At 41.4% G+C, this 17,556-nt stretch carries 9 protein-coding genes; all 9 read right to left on the minus strand.

Annotated features, from left to right (window positions below):
* Window positions 1-6 precede the first annotated feature (6 nt).
* The 9 genes from GPM24_RS10225 to GPM24_RS10265 all read right to left on the minus strand — a co-directional run bounded on the left by GPM24_RS10225 (window position 7) and on the right by GPM24_RS10265 (window position 16,999).
* On the minus strand, window positions 7-822 hold the full coding sequence (locus tag GPM24_RS10225) for a thiol-disulfide oxidoreductase DCC family protein (RefSeq protein WP_158826659.1): 816 nt from the start codon (window positions 820-822) through the stop codon (window positions 7-9).
* Window positions 823-877: 55 nt separating this feature from the next.
* Window positions 878-1,384 (minus strand): GbsR/MarR family transcriptional regulator, encoded by a 507-nt coding sequence (locus GPM24_RS10230; protein ID WP_158826660.1) that lies wholly within the window; start codon window positions 1,382-1,384, stop codon window positions 878-880.
* 108 nt (window positions 1,385-1,492) lie between these two features.
* Window positions 1,493-4,861 (minus strand): ATP-binding protein, encoded by a 3,369-nt coding sequence (locus GPM24_RS10235; RefSeq protein WP_199269722.1) that lies wholly within the window; start codon window positions 4,859-4,861, stop codon window positions 1,493-1,495.
* 114 nt (window positions 4,862-4,975) lie between these two features.
* Complete coding sequence (susR, locus tag GPM24_RS10240) at window positions 4,976-6,616, minus strand: SusR family glycan utilization regulator (protein WP_158826661.1); 1,641 nt, start codon at window positions 6,614-6,616, stop codon at window positions 4,976-4,978.
* A 106-nt stretch (window positions 6,617-6,722) separates the two neighbouring features.
* Entirely contained in the window at window positions 6,723-9,191 is a 2,469-nt protein-coding gene (locus GPM24_RS10245; RefSeq protein WP_233268784.1) for a glycoside hydrolase family 31 protein, read from the minus strand.
* A gap of 53 nt (window positions 9,192-9,244) precedes the next feature.
* Window positions 9,245-10,276: a SusE domain-containing protein gene (locus GPM24_RS10250; RefSeq protein ID WP_158826662.1), complete on the minus strand. Its 1,032-nt coding sequence runs from the start codon at window positions 10,274-10,276 to the stop codon at window positions 9,245-9,247.
* A gap of 75 nt (window positions 10,277-10,351) precedes the next feature.
* Window positions 10,352-11,944, minus strand: a complete 1,593-nt coding sequence (locus GPM24_RS10255) for a RagB/SusD family nutrient uptake outer membrane protein (protein ID WP_158826663.1) — start codon at window positions 11,942-11,944, stop codon at window positions 10,352-10,354.
* Between the two features lie 31 nt (window positions 11,945-11,975).
* A complete protein-coding gene (locus GPM24_RS10260) occupies window positions 11,976-14,993 on the minus strand; it encodes a SusC/RagA family TonB-linked outer membrane protein (protein ID WP_158826664.1) in 3,018 nt (1,005 codons plus the stop codon).
* A 155-nt stretch (window positions 14,994-15,148) separates the two neighbouring features.
* Entirely contained in the window at window positions 15,149-16,999 is a 1,851-nt protein-coding gene (locus GPM24_RS10265) for a glycoside hydrolase family 13 protein (RefSeq protein ID WP_158826665.1), read from the minus strand.
* Window positions 17,000-17,556: the final 557 nt, after the last annotated feature.

The raw sequence follows: 17,556 nt of genomic DNA on the forward strand, positions 1-17,556 counted from the left end.
GTAGGTTTAAATAAGAATGATAATAAGTATTGCTGCACGGTATAACGCCCAGCTAATCGTCATCGCCCAGCCCAGTTGCAATAAGCGGCTACGGCGAATGTGTTCTAAAAACATCAGTCCGGCTACCAGCATAAAATAGCCGGCATATATGACAGGATGCTGCCCAAGGTAACCGGCTAAAAGCAAGCCAGGTAATAGTAGTAAAGACCCGCCAAAAGATATAGTCATCATGTTGCCTAAGTAGTTCCACATCTTTTCTTTATTGATGAGGTTGATGATATAACCTTGGAAAAAAATCTGTCCGCCGCAGATCAAGTACTCACGATAGCTATTACCTACAGGCACAAGGCCTTGCAACAAGCCAGCATATTGGGTAAGTATAAAAGAGGTAACCAGCCAAGTAAACATTAAATAGGCAATACGGTAATGGCGTTTGAAACTGGGTTGAAGCTGAAACTGCTCTACTTGCGTTGCAGGAATGATAACCCGGCGATTGTAAGATATAAAAGCGTAAACCTTACTCATTATCCATATAAAAGGCCCAAACGCAAATAGTGGCTTCCATACTGGCATAGCCATGCCTATTACTTTAAACAGACTATGTATGCCATACGTCACCTCTCCTGTCTGTTGATTAACCAGCGCAATTTCGTTTACGGCGCGTTGGCGGTCAACCATGGGGCAGGCATCGGCCGGTAAACTTTGATAAGCCATGCGGCCATCGCTCTCTAATACGCCGGCTTGAACCAATGTTTGCGTGTACATTTTGCACATTGGGCACTCGGCGTCAAAAAGGATGAGATAATTTTTAAGCTTGCTCATTTTAATATTATTGAATTTTCAGAAAATATTGAAAGTATAACTTAAATAAAAAAGCCTATTTAAAGACTTTTAAAATTGAGCCCCAAAACCAGCTTTCTTCTGCCTTGAGCATCGTTTCTAACGTGCGGTCAACATTTTTAGCCAGCTTATTAATATCGGTTATAGATTTATGAAACGTTGCGTATTCTGGGTTCTTGGCATCGCCTTTTACTTCGGTCAGCTCATTCAACACCTTCAGTACCGGATCAAGTTCGCGTTTGCGGCGTTCTTTAGCTACCTGGCGGGCAATGTTCCAGGTGTCCTTATCAGCAAAAAAGTATTCTTTGCGTTCGCCTGCACGGTGCTTTTTCTCCACCAGTCCCCAGCCCATCAAATCACGAAGCGTCATGTTGGCATTACCTCGCGATATGCTTAACTCGGCCATAATCTCCTCAGTGCTTAACTCGCCGGGCGTAATTAGCAACAGGGCATGCACCTGCGCCATCGTCCGGTTTATCCCCCACTCCGATCCTAGCTTTCCCCAGGCTTCAATAAATTTTTGTTTGGCTTCAGGTAATTCCATATGCAAATATATACAACTTTATAAACTTTCAAAACTTTCTGAAAGTTTTATTAAATTGAAAATATATTATTTGCAATTATAGATTCTACCGGTTTTCATGCCTCACTTTTATAATAAAGGCAGTGTAAACCAGAATGTACTACCTTTACCAACGGCACTTTCCACACCTATTTGTCCGTTATGCCGTTCAATAATAACAGAAGATATGTAAAGCCCCAAGCCCAAACCTGATATGTTGTGCACGGTTTCTTCCACCCGGTAAAAACGATCAAAAAGGTACTGGATTTTATTTGGCGGTATACCTATGCCATAATCAGTAACTGATATTTTAATTTGATGGTCGTTTGTGGTTACCTTTACCACCACACTGTCGCCATCGGGTGAGTATTTAATAGCATTGCTAATCAAGTTATTCACTACCTGTTCCAGCCTGCTTTGGTCGCCGGTAATAATTGTATCTAAATCACCTTCAATTAAAATTGCATGTTGTGTGTCGGTGAAATGTCGGTGCTCTATATAGTCTTCCAACAAGTCTTTTATAGGGAAATCAGTTTTCGTAAGCTCCAGCTTACCCGCCTGTATTTTAGTAACATCCAGCAATTCGTTAACCAACTCAGTAAGTTTATCGGCTTGCCTATTGGCCTTGCCAACAAAACCGGTTAACCGATTATCGGTATTTGCCGATACCATTCTTTCCAGCAGTTGTAAATAACCTTTCATACTGGTTAGCGGCGTTTTCAGTTCATGGCTTGCAATGCTCATAAACTCGTCTTTTTTACGCATCAAGGCCTGCACCTCGGCAGTAGTATCTTGTGCTTGCTGCCGCGACAGTACCAGTTCATGCACATCATGAGCCACGGCCATCATCCCGTTTACGTTGCCTTGCTGGTCATGCAAAGGTTCAACTGTTAATTTTATATATATAGTTTCGGGCGTACCATAACGAATTAAATTTACTGGTGTTTCGTCCAGCACAAATCGCTCGTTGTAGGTGTATACCCTTTCCATAATCTGATCAAACCCTTGCCCTTCTAATTCGGGTATAGCTTCAAACAATGGTTTCCCCAAAGTTTCTTCGGCGCTTCGTCCCCAGTAACTCAGCATCATATCGTTAGCCACTTCAATCACATGTTGTGTACCACGATAAACGGAAATAGCTACCGGCGCTTTTAAAAACAGGGCACGTAACATTTGCTCGGCTTGGTTACGGGCTTTGTTTATTTTTATTTGTGCCACAATTTTGGTAAGCAGCTCTTTGCCCGAAAAGGGTTTCACCAGATAGTCGTCGGCACCGGCCTCCAAGCCATCTATCCGTGCTTCTTCGCCGGCACGGGCAGATAAAAACACTACCGGCAAACGTGCTGTTATGGCATTATCCCTAATATGTTGAAGCAATTGTTTACCATCCATTACCGGCATCATAATGTCGCTTACAACCAGGTCGGGCATTTCTGTAGTTATCTTTTCTAATGCGTCGAGTCCGTTTACTGCTGTTTGAATAGTAAAGTATGGTGATAATAACCTGGTGATGTAAGCACGCATATCGGCGTTATCATCCACAACTAATATGCGGGTGTCCTTATCTTCAGCAATAACGCTTTGCTCACTGTAATGACTTGTATAGCCTGTTGCTTCTGTAGTACCAGCCATCTCATCATTAGTATCCAACAAACTGGAAGCTTCTTTGATAAATGCACCTTTCAACGTAGAAGAGTTGACCAATTTATCTGCACCGGATATTTGCGCTGCTGGCAGATGTGATTTTCCTAACGGTATTTTCACCGTAAATGTACTGCCTACTCCTTCAACACTTTCTACTGTAATTTCTCCGTGGTGCAGGTTAACCAGTTCATGCACCAGCGACAGGCCAATGCCCGTACCCTCGTGTGTACGACCGGCAGTATTTTCGATGCGGTGAAAGCGCTCAAACATATGCGGCAACTCTTTGGCCGGAATACCAACACCAGTATCTATCACCTGCAATACGGCAAAGTTTTGCTGTTGCTTAAGCTCTACCTTAATGGAGCCTTGCAAGGTATATTTAAAGGCATTGGATAAAAGGTTGAGCACAATCTTTTCCCACATCTGCCCGTCTACATAAACCGATGCATCCATAGGCGGACAATTAACCACCAGTTCCATCTCAGCCTTTTCAATGATTGACCGGAAACTGCTGGCCAGATCGGCTGTAAGCGAAGCCAAATCAACCGGCTGGTATAAAGCTTGCACACGCCCGGCTTCTACCCGGCTATAATCCAGCAAGTTGTTTACCAGTTTTAACAACCGCAAGGTGTTGCGGTAAGTAGCATCTATATTTTCTTTAACACCGGGATTTTGCAAATCCGGCTGACTTAATAGTTCCTCCAGCGGCCCTAGCATCAGGGTAAGCGGCGTTCTGAACTCGTGACTTACGTTATTAAAAAATGCTGTTTTGGAGCGGTCGATAGCAGCTAAGGCCTCGGCCCTTTTCTGCTCCTGTTCGTAAGCATATACGTTGGTAACTGCTGTATTGAAAGTACCACCCAACAACTCATAAAAATTCAGGTAGGCATCATCTAAAGCCCGGCGCGCACTTACTCCTGCTACCAAAAAGCCAAAAACACTATCCTGCCCCGAAATACGTACGGGTATCAAAACTGCGTTTATAGGCGTTTCGGGATAGGGTTCGCAATTAAATTCGCCGAAACGGGCTACCAAATCATCAACCACTACATTTTGTGCGGTTTCCAGAACTTTGTAGAATGGCCAAACCGTTTCCTGGTCACTCGTATCAACCATTGTAGGCGCCATTATACTGTTAGCATCCAAGCCAGCGTTGCCTATTAGTGTTGCGGTTTGTTCATCAGCATTAAACTGGTATAAAAGGATAAATGGCAAATCAAGAACATACTCAGAATATTTCTGAATGGTAATGCCTGCTATCTCGTGAACAGACTTAGCCTTACCAATAGCTGCACCTAAATCGCGTAGTGATTGCGTACGACGCGCGCTCAGCATCTTTTCGGTAGATTCGGTGATAGGATGGAATATACCGCCCACCTCTCCCGATTCGTCCCGAATAGGTGCAAACGAAAAGGTCATGAAAGATTCTTCCAGGTAACCATATCTGTCCAGAAACATGCGCTGGTCTTTTATATAAGTACCCTCGCCCTGCTGCCCGCGTGTAAAAGCATCGCCTACAACAGGCAAAGCGGTTTCCCAGCAGATTCTGAAATTTTGGCCCATCGATTCAGGGTGTTTAGCACCGCAGATAGGACGATAACTATCGTTATAAATTTGAATGGTTTCAGGTCCCCAGGCAATAAGAATTGGAAATGTAGAGGAAAGGCAAAGACTAACAGTAGTTCGTAAACTTTGCGGCCAGGTTTCTATGGGTCCAAGTGCTGTTTTAGACCAGTCCATAGAGCGAATGAGCTTACCCATTTCTCCGCCACCCAGCAAAAATTGTTCAGAACTTTCAGTTTGGCTAATATTCATTAAAATCAGAGCAGAAATACTGTAATATTAGAAATTTTATATCAATGGGAAAAATATTCACCGAAATAATATCGAATTCGGCTATTCCCATCAAGAATATCTGACCGATAAACATCAATAGGCTAACACTTTAGGTGCATCAACCGCTTTGATTGCCATAATGCGGGCATCAAATTCATCACCATGCACTAAGGCTTTGGCCTTCATGCGCATTTTATATACATAAATAGTTTTTTCAGAATACTCCAGTATGTTGGCAACAGCCTCTACATCGGTTATTCCTAAACGCATCAGGGCAAAAATGCGCAAATCAGTAGTTAACACTTCATGCTCTTTAGGCCAAATCTGGTCTTTCTCGGCAAAAAGAGCATTAAACGAGGTAACAAAGTTGGGGAATATTTTCAGGAACACATGGTCGAATGTATAAAACAGTGTTTCGCGTTCCTTTTTAATATTAATGTTATTGATGGTTACCTGAATATCGTCATATTTTTTGATAGACAATTTAGTATCAATAGAGTGCTTTAATTTTTCAAGCTTGGATATATAACCTGATATAACGTTAAAAAAATAACCGATATAATCTTCCTTAATACGGGCATCCTCCTGCAGTTTGCCGTTGGTAGCTTCCAGTTCAACGTTCTTATCCTCAATAATCTTCTCCTTTGCCTGTACCATTTTAAGCTGCTTAAACAGTAAGATCGATATAATGATTACACCACCAGCCAGTACAGTAATTAACACAAAGTAGGTAAGGAAACGGGTACGCTCTTTTTCGGAATACTCCAGCTGCTGGGCAGCTACTATGGGTAGTACAGTGCTGATTTGGAACTGCCGCTGACGGGCACCGTAAAACTCAGCATCGGCCATGGCCTGCTGCAAAAAGTTGTAAGCGTTTTTGGCATCTCCATTTTTATAAAGTATTTCCGACAGCCAAAGTAAGGCAACAGTTTCTTTGGTAGATGATTGAATGTCGCTTATAGCCGCTAAAATGAGCAAATCGATGCCTTTTTGCTGATTGGTACCCATATATAGGTTACTCAGTGTAGAAGTAACTATAGCATACTCATGGCCACTGAGCTTGCGCTTTAACAACTCTTTAAAAGTAGCTTCGGCAGTTGCAAATTGCCTATTTTTAAATGCCTTGTAACCCGACAGATAAAGCCTATCATAAGAGTTTGGTTTGCTAATAGCAATGGCCGAATCAATATACTGATTGGCTAATTCATTATAACCCGGCGAATAATGGCTATCATTGTTATAGTTAGCCACATCGTAATTTGCACGGGTAAGAATGGAGTAATAGGTAACTTTTACGCTATCTGGCAGGTAACGCGAATCGATTCCCTTAAGATTATCAAATGCTTCTTTAAACAAACCGGATGATAAAAGTATAAAGGCTGTTTTTATTTTGGCCTGATACGCTTTACTCTTGTCATCCAAGCGTTGGCTAAGGGCCTGCATTTTATCTGTATACACAAAAGCCGAGTCGTATTGGTATGATTTGTATTCGTCATAAATACGGTTACACCAGTAAAACTGCTGCTCAGCATTTGTTGCCGGTGTATGATGAAGTTTGCTTTTCAGCTGCGCAATTACCTTTTCCTTTTCCTGATCATAAGTTTGCTTTTTGGCGATTTCAGATTTCAGGCGATCAATTAAATTGTCAGTAGTCGAAGATGCAAAGGTCGCTGATCCACATAACAACATTAAAAACACACCAGTAACAAATCTTAAATAATGGCAGTAAAGCATACGCAAAAGTAATGGCTAATAATGAATTATAATAAAAGAAAAACCCCTAGCTCTGCATTATACAGATGCTAAGGGTTTTTATTACATAGTAATAACTTTGAACAGCTTAATACCCTAAGGTAATCTGACTGTTGCTGTTACCAAACGTTAAACTTTTTACATTATGCCCTTCGGCTACATTCGCTACGCCCTGCGGGTCGAATGTAGAAATGGGCGTTAAGAATGATACAAATTCGGTTTTTGTATTAGCCGACTTGTTATTGAGCATTACTTTGTCATTATCGGCAAAGCCATGCAACTGAACCTTGATGTTCTTAAATTTAGAATTTAAACTACCTTCTGGTTTACCGAACACAATTTGACGTTTGGCTGCATTGTAGGTAATGGTTCTTTTATAATAAGTACCATTTTCATAATTATAACTTTCGCCATCATCTTCATAATACACAAAGCTGTTGTTGCGGCTGCCTTTGTAAATATGTACGGTTAAAGTATCTGTTGGCTTTTCGGCTGTGCTTTGAATTAAGGACTGCATGGGAATGATGCTGCTTTCTTTCACAAACACCGGTAGTTGTTGCGTGCTTATACGACTAATTTTTTCCTGCTTACCGGCGATCATTTCATCGTTATACAAATTGTACCAATTACCCTCCGGAAAATAAACGGTTCCGTAAGTATCTGCGCCGGCAAATGGTGCAATCATAAAAGCATTGCCAAACTCGTACTGATTTTGGTAAGCAACACTGTACACCTTCGGATCGAATGTATAATTGATAGCCAGTGAACGTACAATAGGATGCCCATTTTGCGTAGCTTCATAGAATGAAGAATACAGGTAAGGCAACAAGCGGTAACGCAGGTTGATGTAATTACGTGCAATCTCAAGCGCTTCTTCACCAAATGCCCAAGGCTCGGCCGATTTGGTGTTCACCTGGGTGTGGTTACGAAAATATGGAGTAAAGGCACCAACCTGCATCCAACGGGTATACAGTGCAACGCTCGGGTTACCGGTAAAACCACCAATATCCATAGCAGAAAATGCCACGCCGCTTACACCTAAGCTGCTTAACAAACGCACGCCCATTAGCATATGGTCATCTTCGGCACGGTTATCACCAGTCCAGATGGCAGTGTAACGCTGTAAACCTGCGTAACCCGAACGGGTAAGAATAAACGGACGTTTGTTATCTAGCGCCTTACGGTAACCTTCAAAACTGGCGCGCGCCATTTCTAAACCATACACGTTGTGGGCCTGTAAGTGCGATACCTTTTGACCTTCGTAATCAAAAATTACGTTATCCGGCATCTTTTGTCCCCAGGTAGATATCTCATTCATATCGTTCCATATACCACTTACACCTACATCAGCATATTTTTTAATTTGACCATGCCACCAGGTGCGGCCTTTCTCGCCGGTAAAATCCGGAAAATGGCACCAGCCAGGCCATACCTGACCGGTATAATTAGTACTGTCGCTATACTTAATAAAGATGTTGTTTTTTAAACCATCTTCGTAAACCGGGTAACCAGCTTCAGTTTTAACGCCCGGGTCAACTATCAGTGTTAGCTTTAAACCCATATCCTTTAACTTGGCAGTTAGCTTGGCCGGATCTGGGAAACGATTTTTATCCCAAGTAAACACTTTATATTTATCCATGTAATGGATATCCAAAGTAATACCATCTGCCGGAATTTTCTTTTCGCGCAGGGTTTGGGCAATGCGGTAAACTTCGGTATCGGGATAGTAGCTATAACGGTTTTGCTGGTAACCTAGACTCCACATAGGCGGCATTTTCATGCGGCCGGTTAAAGCTGTGTACGAAGTGATAATATCAGCCAAATGCTTGTGGTAAATGAAATAATATTTCATCTCGCCGCCTCGGGCGCCAAACGATGAGAAACGGTTATTGCTGGCACCAAAGTTAAAATCGCTTTGGTAGGTGTTATCCATAAATATCCCGTAGTTAAGGTTATGGTGAATACCTATGTAAAACGGAATGGTTGAGTAAATAGGATCCTGATCGGTACGGTAACCAAAGGTATCTGAATTCCAGTTGGTATAGCCACTTCCTTTACGATCCAGGTTACCTGTTTTTTCGCCCAGCCCGATGAAATGCTCATCGTCTTGCATGTGCTTATAGGTGGTAACCGACTCGTTTACCCATGAAGTACTCAGGCCTTTTTCATCCTGACTGATTACCCTACCATCCGGCGTATAAAAGGTAGTAGTAAAAGGTTTTTTGGTAATTACCAGTTTTAATGAATCGGTAGTAATACTTACCTGATTATCATCCTGATTAATGGTAGCTTTTGTTTGCTGCGGCTTGGCAAATACGGCAAATGAAAAATCGGGAGCTAAAGGCTGTTTATCTAAACGGACACGAATAACCGACGGGCTGTAAACCGCAACCTCGGCATAGGCATTTTGTGTAGTAATATTTACCTGTTGTTCGCTGATTTTAACATCATTTACATTGCCTACACTTTTAACCGGACTATGCTGGGCATAAGCGGTACTGATACACGCCACCCCTGCAAATAAACTACTCAGCAACCTGATGGTGTTTTTCATCATAGTTATTATAAAGAAGTAAGCCGGCTTTTGGCCGGCTTTATTGTTATTAGATATTATATTTTGTTGAGTTCGTAGTAGTAGTTACCACTAACACTGAGGTTAAGTATTACCTGATATTGACCGGCTGCTGGAACAGTTATAGCTGCACCATCGGTCATCAAAAATGTAGTTACCGGTGTTTTATCTCCTAAAACGATTGTATTTGCACCGTTAGCTCTGAATTTAAAAGTACCTGTTGCAAGAGTGATGTTACCTTTCCAAGTTTGGGTTGCAGCATCAAAGGTTAAGTTTTGATCAGCATTGTTAGTAGCTGTACCATTTAAGCTCCAGGTATTTACTTTTGTTGCAGAAAATGCTTTAGTATCTGTATTGGCTTTCAATAAATAATAACCGTCTGTTGGCACAGAGATATTGTCACCATCGGTAGCCAGCAAACCTGCTTTTAAGCCATAATTAGTATGATCCCAATCTGGATTACTGGTAATTTTAAACAACAGGTTACCTGCGGTAAAATTCACATAGCCTTCATAGTTTTTATCATCTTTAACAGAAGCTAAAGTTTGTGCGGTAGCAGGTGTCCAGCCTTGATATGCACCAGGCGCATATATCGATGGATAAGTAACAAAGGCACGATATGGTGCAAAATTTAATGTTACCACATTTGAATATGATGCTGCATACGATGGACTTATAGTGGCCTTCAGCCTTACTTCAAGCTGCGCAGCTTTATCTGGCGCAAAACCTGCTTGTATAGCAACGGCATTAATGTCACCCACCGTATAAACTTTGGAAGATCCACCGGCTACCGCCACACTTACCGGAGCAGCAAAGTTATTTCCTTTACGGTCAAATTCCAGAGCGTATGATGTTACTGCATTATAGCCAAAGTTAGATGTGTTCCAATTTAACGTAGTAATGTTGTTGGCTGCTGTAGCACTGGTTACGGCAAAAGTAGTTGTTGTTGCACTTAATGCAGTGGTACTGCCTGTACCAGCTACTACACGTGTTTCATCCTTTTTACAAGACGAAAAAGCTAACATAACCATGCCGGTTAAGGCAATGATGTAAGTATTTATTTTTTTCATTTGTATAACAAGTTTATAGTGCCTGCTTGCCCGTTTAAGCCAATAATGACTTAACTAACAAGCAGGCATTTCATTTTAATAACCTGGGTTTTGTTTTAAGTTAGCGTTGGCTGCCAAATCGGTTGATGGCAGCGGGTACAAATTGTGGTTAGCATCAGATGCACGTCCGTTTTGTGCGCCCCCTTTCCAAGGCCACAGGTAACTAGCGGTTACAAAACGATCATACCTAATCAAGTCTGTACGGCGCAAACCTTCCCAGTATAACTCGCGAGCGCGCTCGTCTAAAATAAAATTAAGGTTAATGCTAGTGACTGCACCATTGGCGTTACCATAAGCACGGGCACGTAGTAAATTCACGTATCCTACAGCAGTAGCCATATCACCTGTAGTAGCACCACGCAATACAGCTTCGGCATACGTTAAATACATTTCACCCAAACGAAACAACGGCACATCTATATCTGCAAAAGTGAGGTTGGATGGTGCACCACCGTTAGCTTTTATATTACGGTATTTTGTAATAGCGTAGCCATCAGTAAATGTGCTGATGTTATTAATTTCCAGATTCTGGCCGCTGGTATAAAACATAGCACGCTTATCGGCAGTGCCGGTTGCATCCGGGAACAAATTAACCAAACTCTTAGTAGTACGCAAACCAGCCCAGCCACCATCAGCACCACGTGCACCGGCTGGCTCAGAGCCGCCAATTGATGCATGTAGCAAGAAGGTTGTACCACCGTAACCTTGGGTATGTACACCATCGTAATTGATGGTCAGCAGAAATTCGTTTTTGTTCAGGTTGTTATCTGCAGTCATCAGGTTTTTGTAATTGCTAACTAAGCCATAACCAGCATCAATAACCTTTTTAGCATAAGTAGCTGCATCATTATAACGCGGAGTACCGGTGTACACATTCGCATTAAGATATAGACGCGACAATAATGCATAAGCTGCTGCTTTATCGGCGCGACCGTATTCGTTCTGACGTGTATCAACCAAGCTATTATCCAGATCTTTCAGTTCCCTTTCAACATAGGTGAACAAATCTTTACGGCTGATTTGTTTAGGTGGGGTTGAACCAAGGGCATCAGCTTCAGTCATGAATGGCGGGTTGCCAAACAAATCCATCAATACCCAATATTGATAAGCTCTTAAAAAGCGGGCTTCAGCACGGTAGCTTTTAATATTGGCAGCATCAGCGCCCGAAAAACCGCGAGATGCAATATTATCATCAGAAGATTGACGAATAAAGTCATTACATAACGTAATCTGGTAGATTGAACGATAGTACAAACCTTTCAAAAACTGATTGCTTGATGACCAGCTCAGGTTATGAAAATCAGGCAAACCGGCATCGCCCCAGGCAATCACAGCCTCGTCTGTAGGCAACTCTTGTGCCTGCCAAAATAAACGGTAAAAATCAGATGTACCCTCATCAATGCCTTGAATATCTTTGGTACCATCATCACCAGCCGGGCCTTTGTTACCGGTAAGTGCATAACTGCCGTATACTTTAGCTAAAGCTTGCTTGTAACCTGCGGCAGTACTGTAAACTGTTGATGCGGTTACGTCGTTGGTAGGCAACAGGTCCAAATCTTTTTTACAAGATACTGCGCTTACAGCCAGTAAGCCAGCCAACATATATATTTTAATTGAATTCTTTTTCATTTTAATCTTGTATCAGATAAGCAATCAGATGTTAGAAATTAAGGTTTAAACCTAATACATAAGTGCGCGGACGTGGATAGAAGTTATTGTCTATACCGTTGTTGATTTCGGGATCGATGCCTTTGTATTTAGTAATTGTAAATACATTTTGCACGTTACCGCTGATGCGCAGTGTAGCTTTTTGTTTAAACAAGTTGCCGAAAGTGTAACCGATGTTGATGTTATCCATGCGCAGGAACGAAGCATTCTCTACATAATAATCAGATAAGAAATATTTATCTGACAACACGTTACCGGTAAAGCCAGTATATAATACATCGGCCGAGCCATTATTCAGGTTTCCAATCGGATTCAAAATATTGCGTTGTGTTGCAGTATTTGAAATGACGTTGTTATATACGTAGTTACCCAGGTTAGCCCTTGCTGTAAATGCAGCACTCCAGTTTTTGTAATTTACGCTGCTGCTTAAACCTAAGTAAGCTTTCGGGTCAGCTTGCTTGTAACGGTATAAATCCTGCTCGTTAATTAAGCCATCTCTATTTCTGTCAACAAAAGCGCCTTCAATTGGCTTACCGTTACCATCATAAACTTGTTGCAATACATAGAACGATCCGCGTGGATAACCAACAGAATTGATTTGGATGGTATTACCAGTACCTCCGGCAATATCACCTGTTTGGTTACCGGCAAAGTTCGGATCGGCAGAAATTGTAAGATTGGTGATTTTGTTCTGGTTGTACGTTACGTTAAAGCCTAAGTTCCAGGTTAAGTCTTTAGTACGTACCGGCTGTGCATTAATACTAAACTCCACACCGTGGTTTTCCATATCACCAACATTGGCAACAATACGGTTACTAAAGTTGGTACCTGCAGGCTGGTTAACTAAGCTTAACAAATCTTTGGTTTTTTTATAGTAGTACTCGATAGTACCGCTGATACGACCATTCAGGAAACCATAATCGATACCGATGTTGGTAGTAGCGGTTTGCTCCCATTTACGGCCTGGATCCAGCGCGCCCGGACGGTACATGGTATAGTAAGTGTCACCGAACTGATATTGCGCTGTATTAGTACTTTGGCTGTAGAAAGACAGATAGTCGTAATTACCTAAACCTTCTTGCTGACCAGTTATACCGTAACCGGCACGTAATTTCAAGTCAGACAAAAAGCTTACGTTTTTCAGGAAGCTTTCTTCTTTAACTCTCCACGCTAATGCTGCTGATGGGAATGTTGCAAAGCGGGTGTTAGGATTAAACCTTGATGAACCGTCTGTACGTACAGTAGCAGTTAATAAATATTTGTCTTTGAATGAATAATTTAAACGGCCGTAGTAAGACAGCAAACGGTTTTGCGGACTATTATATGGAAACTGAGATACGGATGTATTTGTGATCAGCACGCCCCCCGCCGAGTAATCAGCAAAAGTGTAATCAGTTGTTTTATAATCATAAAACGCATAACCAGCTACAGCTTCAATTTTGCTATCAATTGATTTGATATCTTTATTATAGCTCAAGTAAGCCTCAATAGTTCTGTTAGTTTGGGTTTGTTTGTACTGGTTATTGATACCACCTACCGTGTTACCATTACCTCTTAAAAAGTTTGATGCGGCGTAATCAGGCACAAATATAGTTCCGGTGCCTTTTGATACGTCATAACCTAAGTTCAAGTTAACATGCAAATCAGGCAAAAAGTGAACTTTATAGTCTAACTGTAAGTTACCAATGCTGCGATATACTGTGCTTTTGTCAAAACGCTGATCCAACAAGCCAAGTGGGTTACGTGGCACTTGCTGTTTTAAACCAGTAGTTGCACTTGGGTCTAGCCATTCGTAGTAACCGCCAAAATTATTATTGCCTGAATAAACAGGTTTGGTAGGGTCAAACAATACAGCGCTGCTAATAGCACCTTGGTCTGCAAAACGGTTTCTGCTTTCGGCACCTTTCAAATTTAGATTAACTTTCAGGTGATCCTTCAACAAAGTAGGACTTAAATTTACCGCTAAGCTGGTACGTTTAAGTTCACCGGTTTTCAAAATACCTTCCTGATCTAAGTAACCAGCCGATACACGATACGGTAATACTTTACCTGCAGTACCAGATACGCTAAGGTTGTTATCAGTAGTTTTAGCGGTTTGGTAAATTTCGTTCTGCCAATCGGTATTGGCTGTACCTAATAACGCTTTTTGAGTAGCATTACCGTAGGTGTTCACATAATTCCGAAACTCATCGGCAGTAAGCACATCAGCCTTTTTGCTGATTTTTGACAGCGAAAATTGTGTACTAAAGTTGATTTGAGGTGCTCCGCTCTGACCTTTTTTGGTAGTAATTAAAACTACACCATTTGATGCACGAGAACCGTAAATAGCTGCAGCAGATGCATCCTTTAATACCGAGAAAGACTCAATATCGTTAGGGTTAATTAAGCTCAATGGATTTGGAGAACCTGAGATGCTGTTATCACTCAAAGGCACACCATCTACTACAATTAATGGGTTGTTTGATGCATTTAATGATGCACCGCCACGAATACGGATAGTACTACCAGAACCTGGTGCACCGCCGTTAGATGTAACCGAAACACCGGCGGCTTTACCAGCAATTAATTGCTCTGGCGTAGTAATTACACCTTTTTGAAAGTCGCGACTGGTAACTGTTGTTACAGCACCAGTTACATCTTTACGGGTTTGAGTACCATAACCAATAACAACCACTTCATTTAGTGCTTTGCTTTCGGGCGTTAGTTGAAAATTGGTAGATACTGTTGCGCCCGTAGTAACTGTAACTGATTTTTTTAAAGCAGTATACCCAACAAATGCTGCGGATACAGTATATGTTCCTAGCCTTACATTATTAATGCGATACACGCCGTTTACATCTGAAGTGCCACCCTGCGTAGTACCTACAATGCTTACACTTACACCTGGTAAGGTCTCGCCTTTTTCGTCGAGCACTTTACCGGTGATGCTGCCTGTTTGGGCATAAGCCATACTGCTCAGTAAGAACAATACGCAAACAAGCGCAAAATTTTTGAAATAGTTTTTCCTCATACAACTTAGTTTGTGCTGTAAAAGCTTAAATGAATTATGAAATAATTGGATAAAAAAATTAACGGACAGGCAAGCCTATCCCCATGTTGTGTGATTGGTTGGGATTCAGGTAAGGAAGTTCTTGAAGGGTTGTAAAATTTTGTTCATATTTTGATTTATTTGGTTAATTCTAGTATGTATTCGCCTTTGGCAGGCACAGTCAAATTTTGTGTAATTGACATCTGCTGACCAGTAATCACATCACGGCCTTGGGTAAAGCCTTTGGTTACATCTATAAAGCGATTCATTTGCACACTACGGTCGGTATTAGTACCATTCAGCATTACCACTACGGTTTTACCATCCTTAATGCGGGCGTATACATATACGCCACTGCCGTCTACTACATAGTGAGTCAGTTTACCTTGGGTAACAGCGGCATTGCTTTTACGCCATTGCAAAAGTTTTTGCATGTAATCCCAAGCTTCGTTTTGCTTAGCGGTTCTGCCGGCGGTTGTAAAAGCATCGGTTTGGTCGCCAGCCCAGCCACCCGGATAATCGGTACGCACATAGCCATCGCTTTTGGCTTTTTTACCGTCCATCAAAATCTCGGTACCGTAGTAAATTTGCGGAATGCCGCGAGTAGTCAGCAAAAATGCTAACGCCTGTTTGTAACGGCGCAGATCCGGGTCATCGGCACGGGCAAAGCGGTCCAGATCGTGGTTATCCAAAAAGGTTAAGATGTTGCTTTGATCGGCAAACATGAAGTCCTGCGCTATTTCTTCGTATATGCGAAATAGCGGGCTACCCTCGCCTGTTTCATCATTTTTGGTATAATCAAAAGCAGTAGAAGCAATAAAAGTTAATGGAAAATCCATCACCGTTTTCAGGTATGTATTGCCGGTTTTATTTAAAGCCGAACCTTTTTGCCACCATGCTGATGCAGATGAACGGCCATACCACGATTCGCCAACAATATTAAATTGCGGATACTCGGCCTGTACCTCTTTACACCAGCGGGCCATAAAATCATAATCAGGATATGGATAAGTATCCTGACGGATACCATCAATACGGGAATACTCGATCCACCAGATACTATTTTGAATTAAATATGTAGCCAGATGACGGTTACGCTGGTTCAAATCGGGCATTGATTTTACAAACCAGCCGTTAATTAAAATATCTTTATCAATAGGCGCCGCATGCGGGTCCATTAAGGTGTACTTGGCATGGTTGGTTTGCACGTAGTTACCGGTATTGTTATTAATCCAGTCTTTTGCCGGCAAATCGTTCATCCAAAAGTGCGAACTGCCGCAATGATTAAATATCATATCCATTACTACCTTCATGCCCTTACGGTGCATATTGGCAGTTAAACTTTTGAACTGCTGATTGGTGCCAAAACGAGGGTCGATATTATAAAAATCGGTAATAGCGTAACCGTGGTAAGAGCCACCCGGCATGCGGTTTTCCTGAACGGGGTTTAACCAAACGGTTGTAAAACCCATATTTTTAATATAATCGAGATGCTTCTCGATACCAGCCAAATCACCACCATGACGGGCGTTTGGATCCTGACGGTTTACTTGTACGTCCTCTAAAGCATCATTGCTGGCATCGCCGTTAGCAAAACGGTCGGGCGTAATCAGATACATTACATCAGCCTGGCTAAAACCGGCAGCACCGTCTTTACTGGTACGGGCCAGTAACGGATAGTTATAAGAAAGCTTTTGCTGACCTTGCTTAAACAAAAACTTAATTGTGCCTGGTTTAGCGGCAGGTGCAATATTTAAATAAATAAAAAGATAGTTCGGATTATCGGTATGCGCAATCTCTTTAACGGTAACGCCCGGATAGCTAAATGAAGGTTGGGTTTGGCCAATATTTTTGCCGTATACCATTATTTGCAAGGTGGTATTTTTCATACCCACCCACCAGTTAGCCGGCTCAACGCGGGTAATTTCGGCAGCCCATACCTGGGCAATTGTAAATGAACAAATTAAACAAAGTACAAATCTTCTCATCTGGTCAGTATAGTCTTTACCTTATGTGGTAATTAATAGTCAACGATAAAATCTCACTCAATCCAGCTTTATAGGATTGGCGTTTGATCCGTTTAAATATCCTTTTATTATAATTGGTTTAATTGGTATCCTGTCTGGCTTTACAATCGGTTCAAATAATTTTGGAACCAATAAATAATGTTTAGCCTTTAAAGGATGATACAAAGTAAATTCACAAAAACACGAACTGCTTCTTCTTTAGTAAAAATTTAAAAAATAATCACATTATTTAAAATTAAAAAACTGACCTACAGTATTTTAGTTTTAAATAGCATCCTAAAAATTTAAGGCCTTTTTAGTGTTCATTTAATAGATTAAAGTCTATTTGCAGTACATATCAGGTCTCGTTACACAGCATAATCATCCCGAATTAACCCGTTTTTTTTTAACACATCATTTATACGATATGGTATGCTAAAAAAGTATAATACGTTGGATTTATTTTACGCTTACTGACAAGGAAATGTTATTGCTTTCATTTATTTTCTAATTCACCTATTGTAATCTCAATAACCACT

Origin of the sequence: Mucilaginibacter lacusdianchii (genome assembly GCF_009770985.1) — a bacterium.
Classification (GTDB): Bacteria; Bacteroidota; Bacteroidia; order Sphingobacteriales; family Sphingobacteriaceae; genus Mucilaginibacter; species Mucilaginibacter lacusdianchii.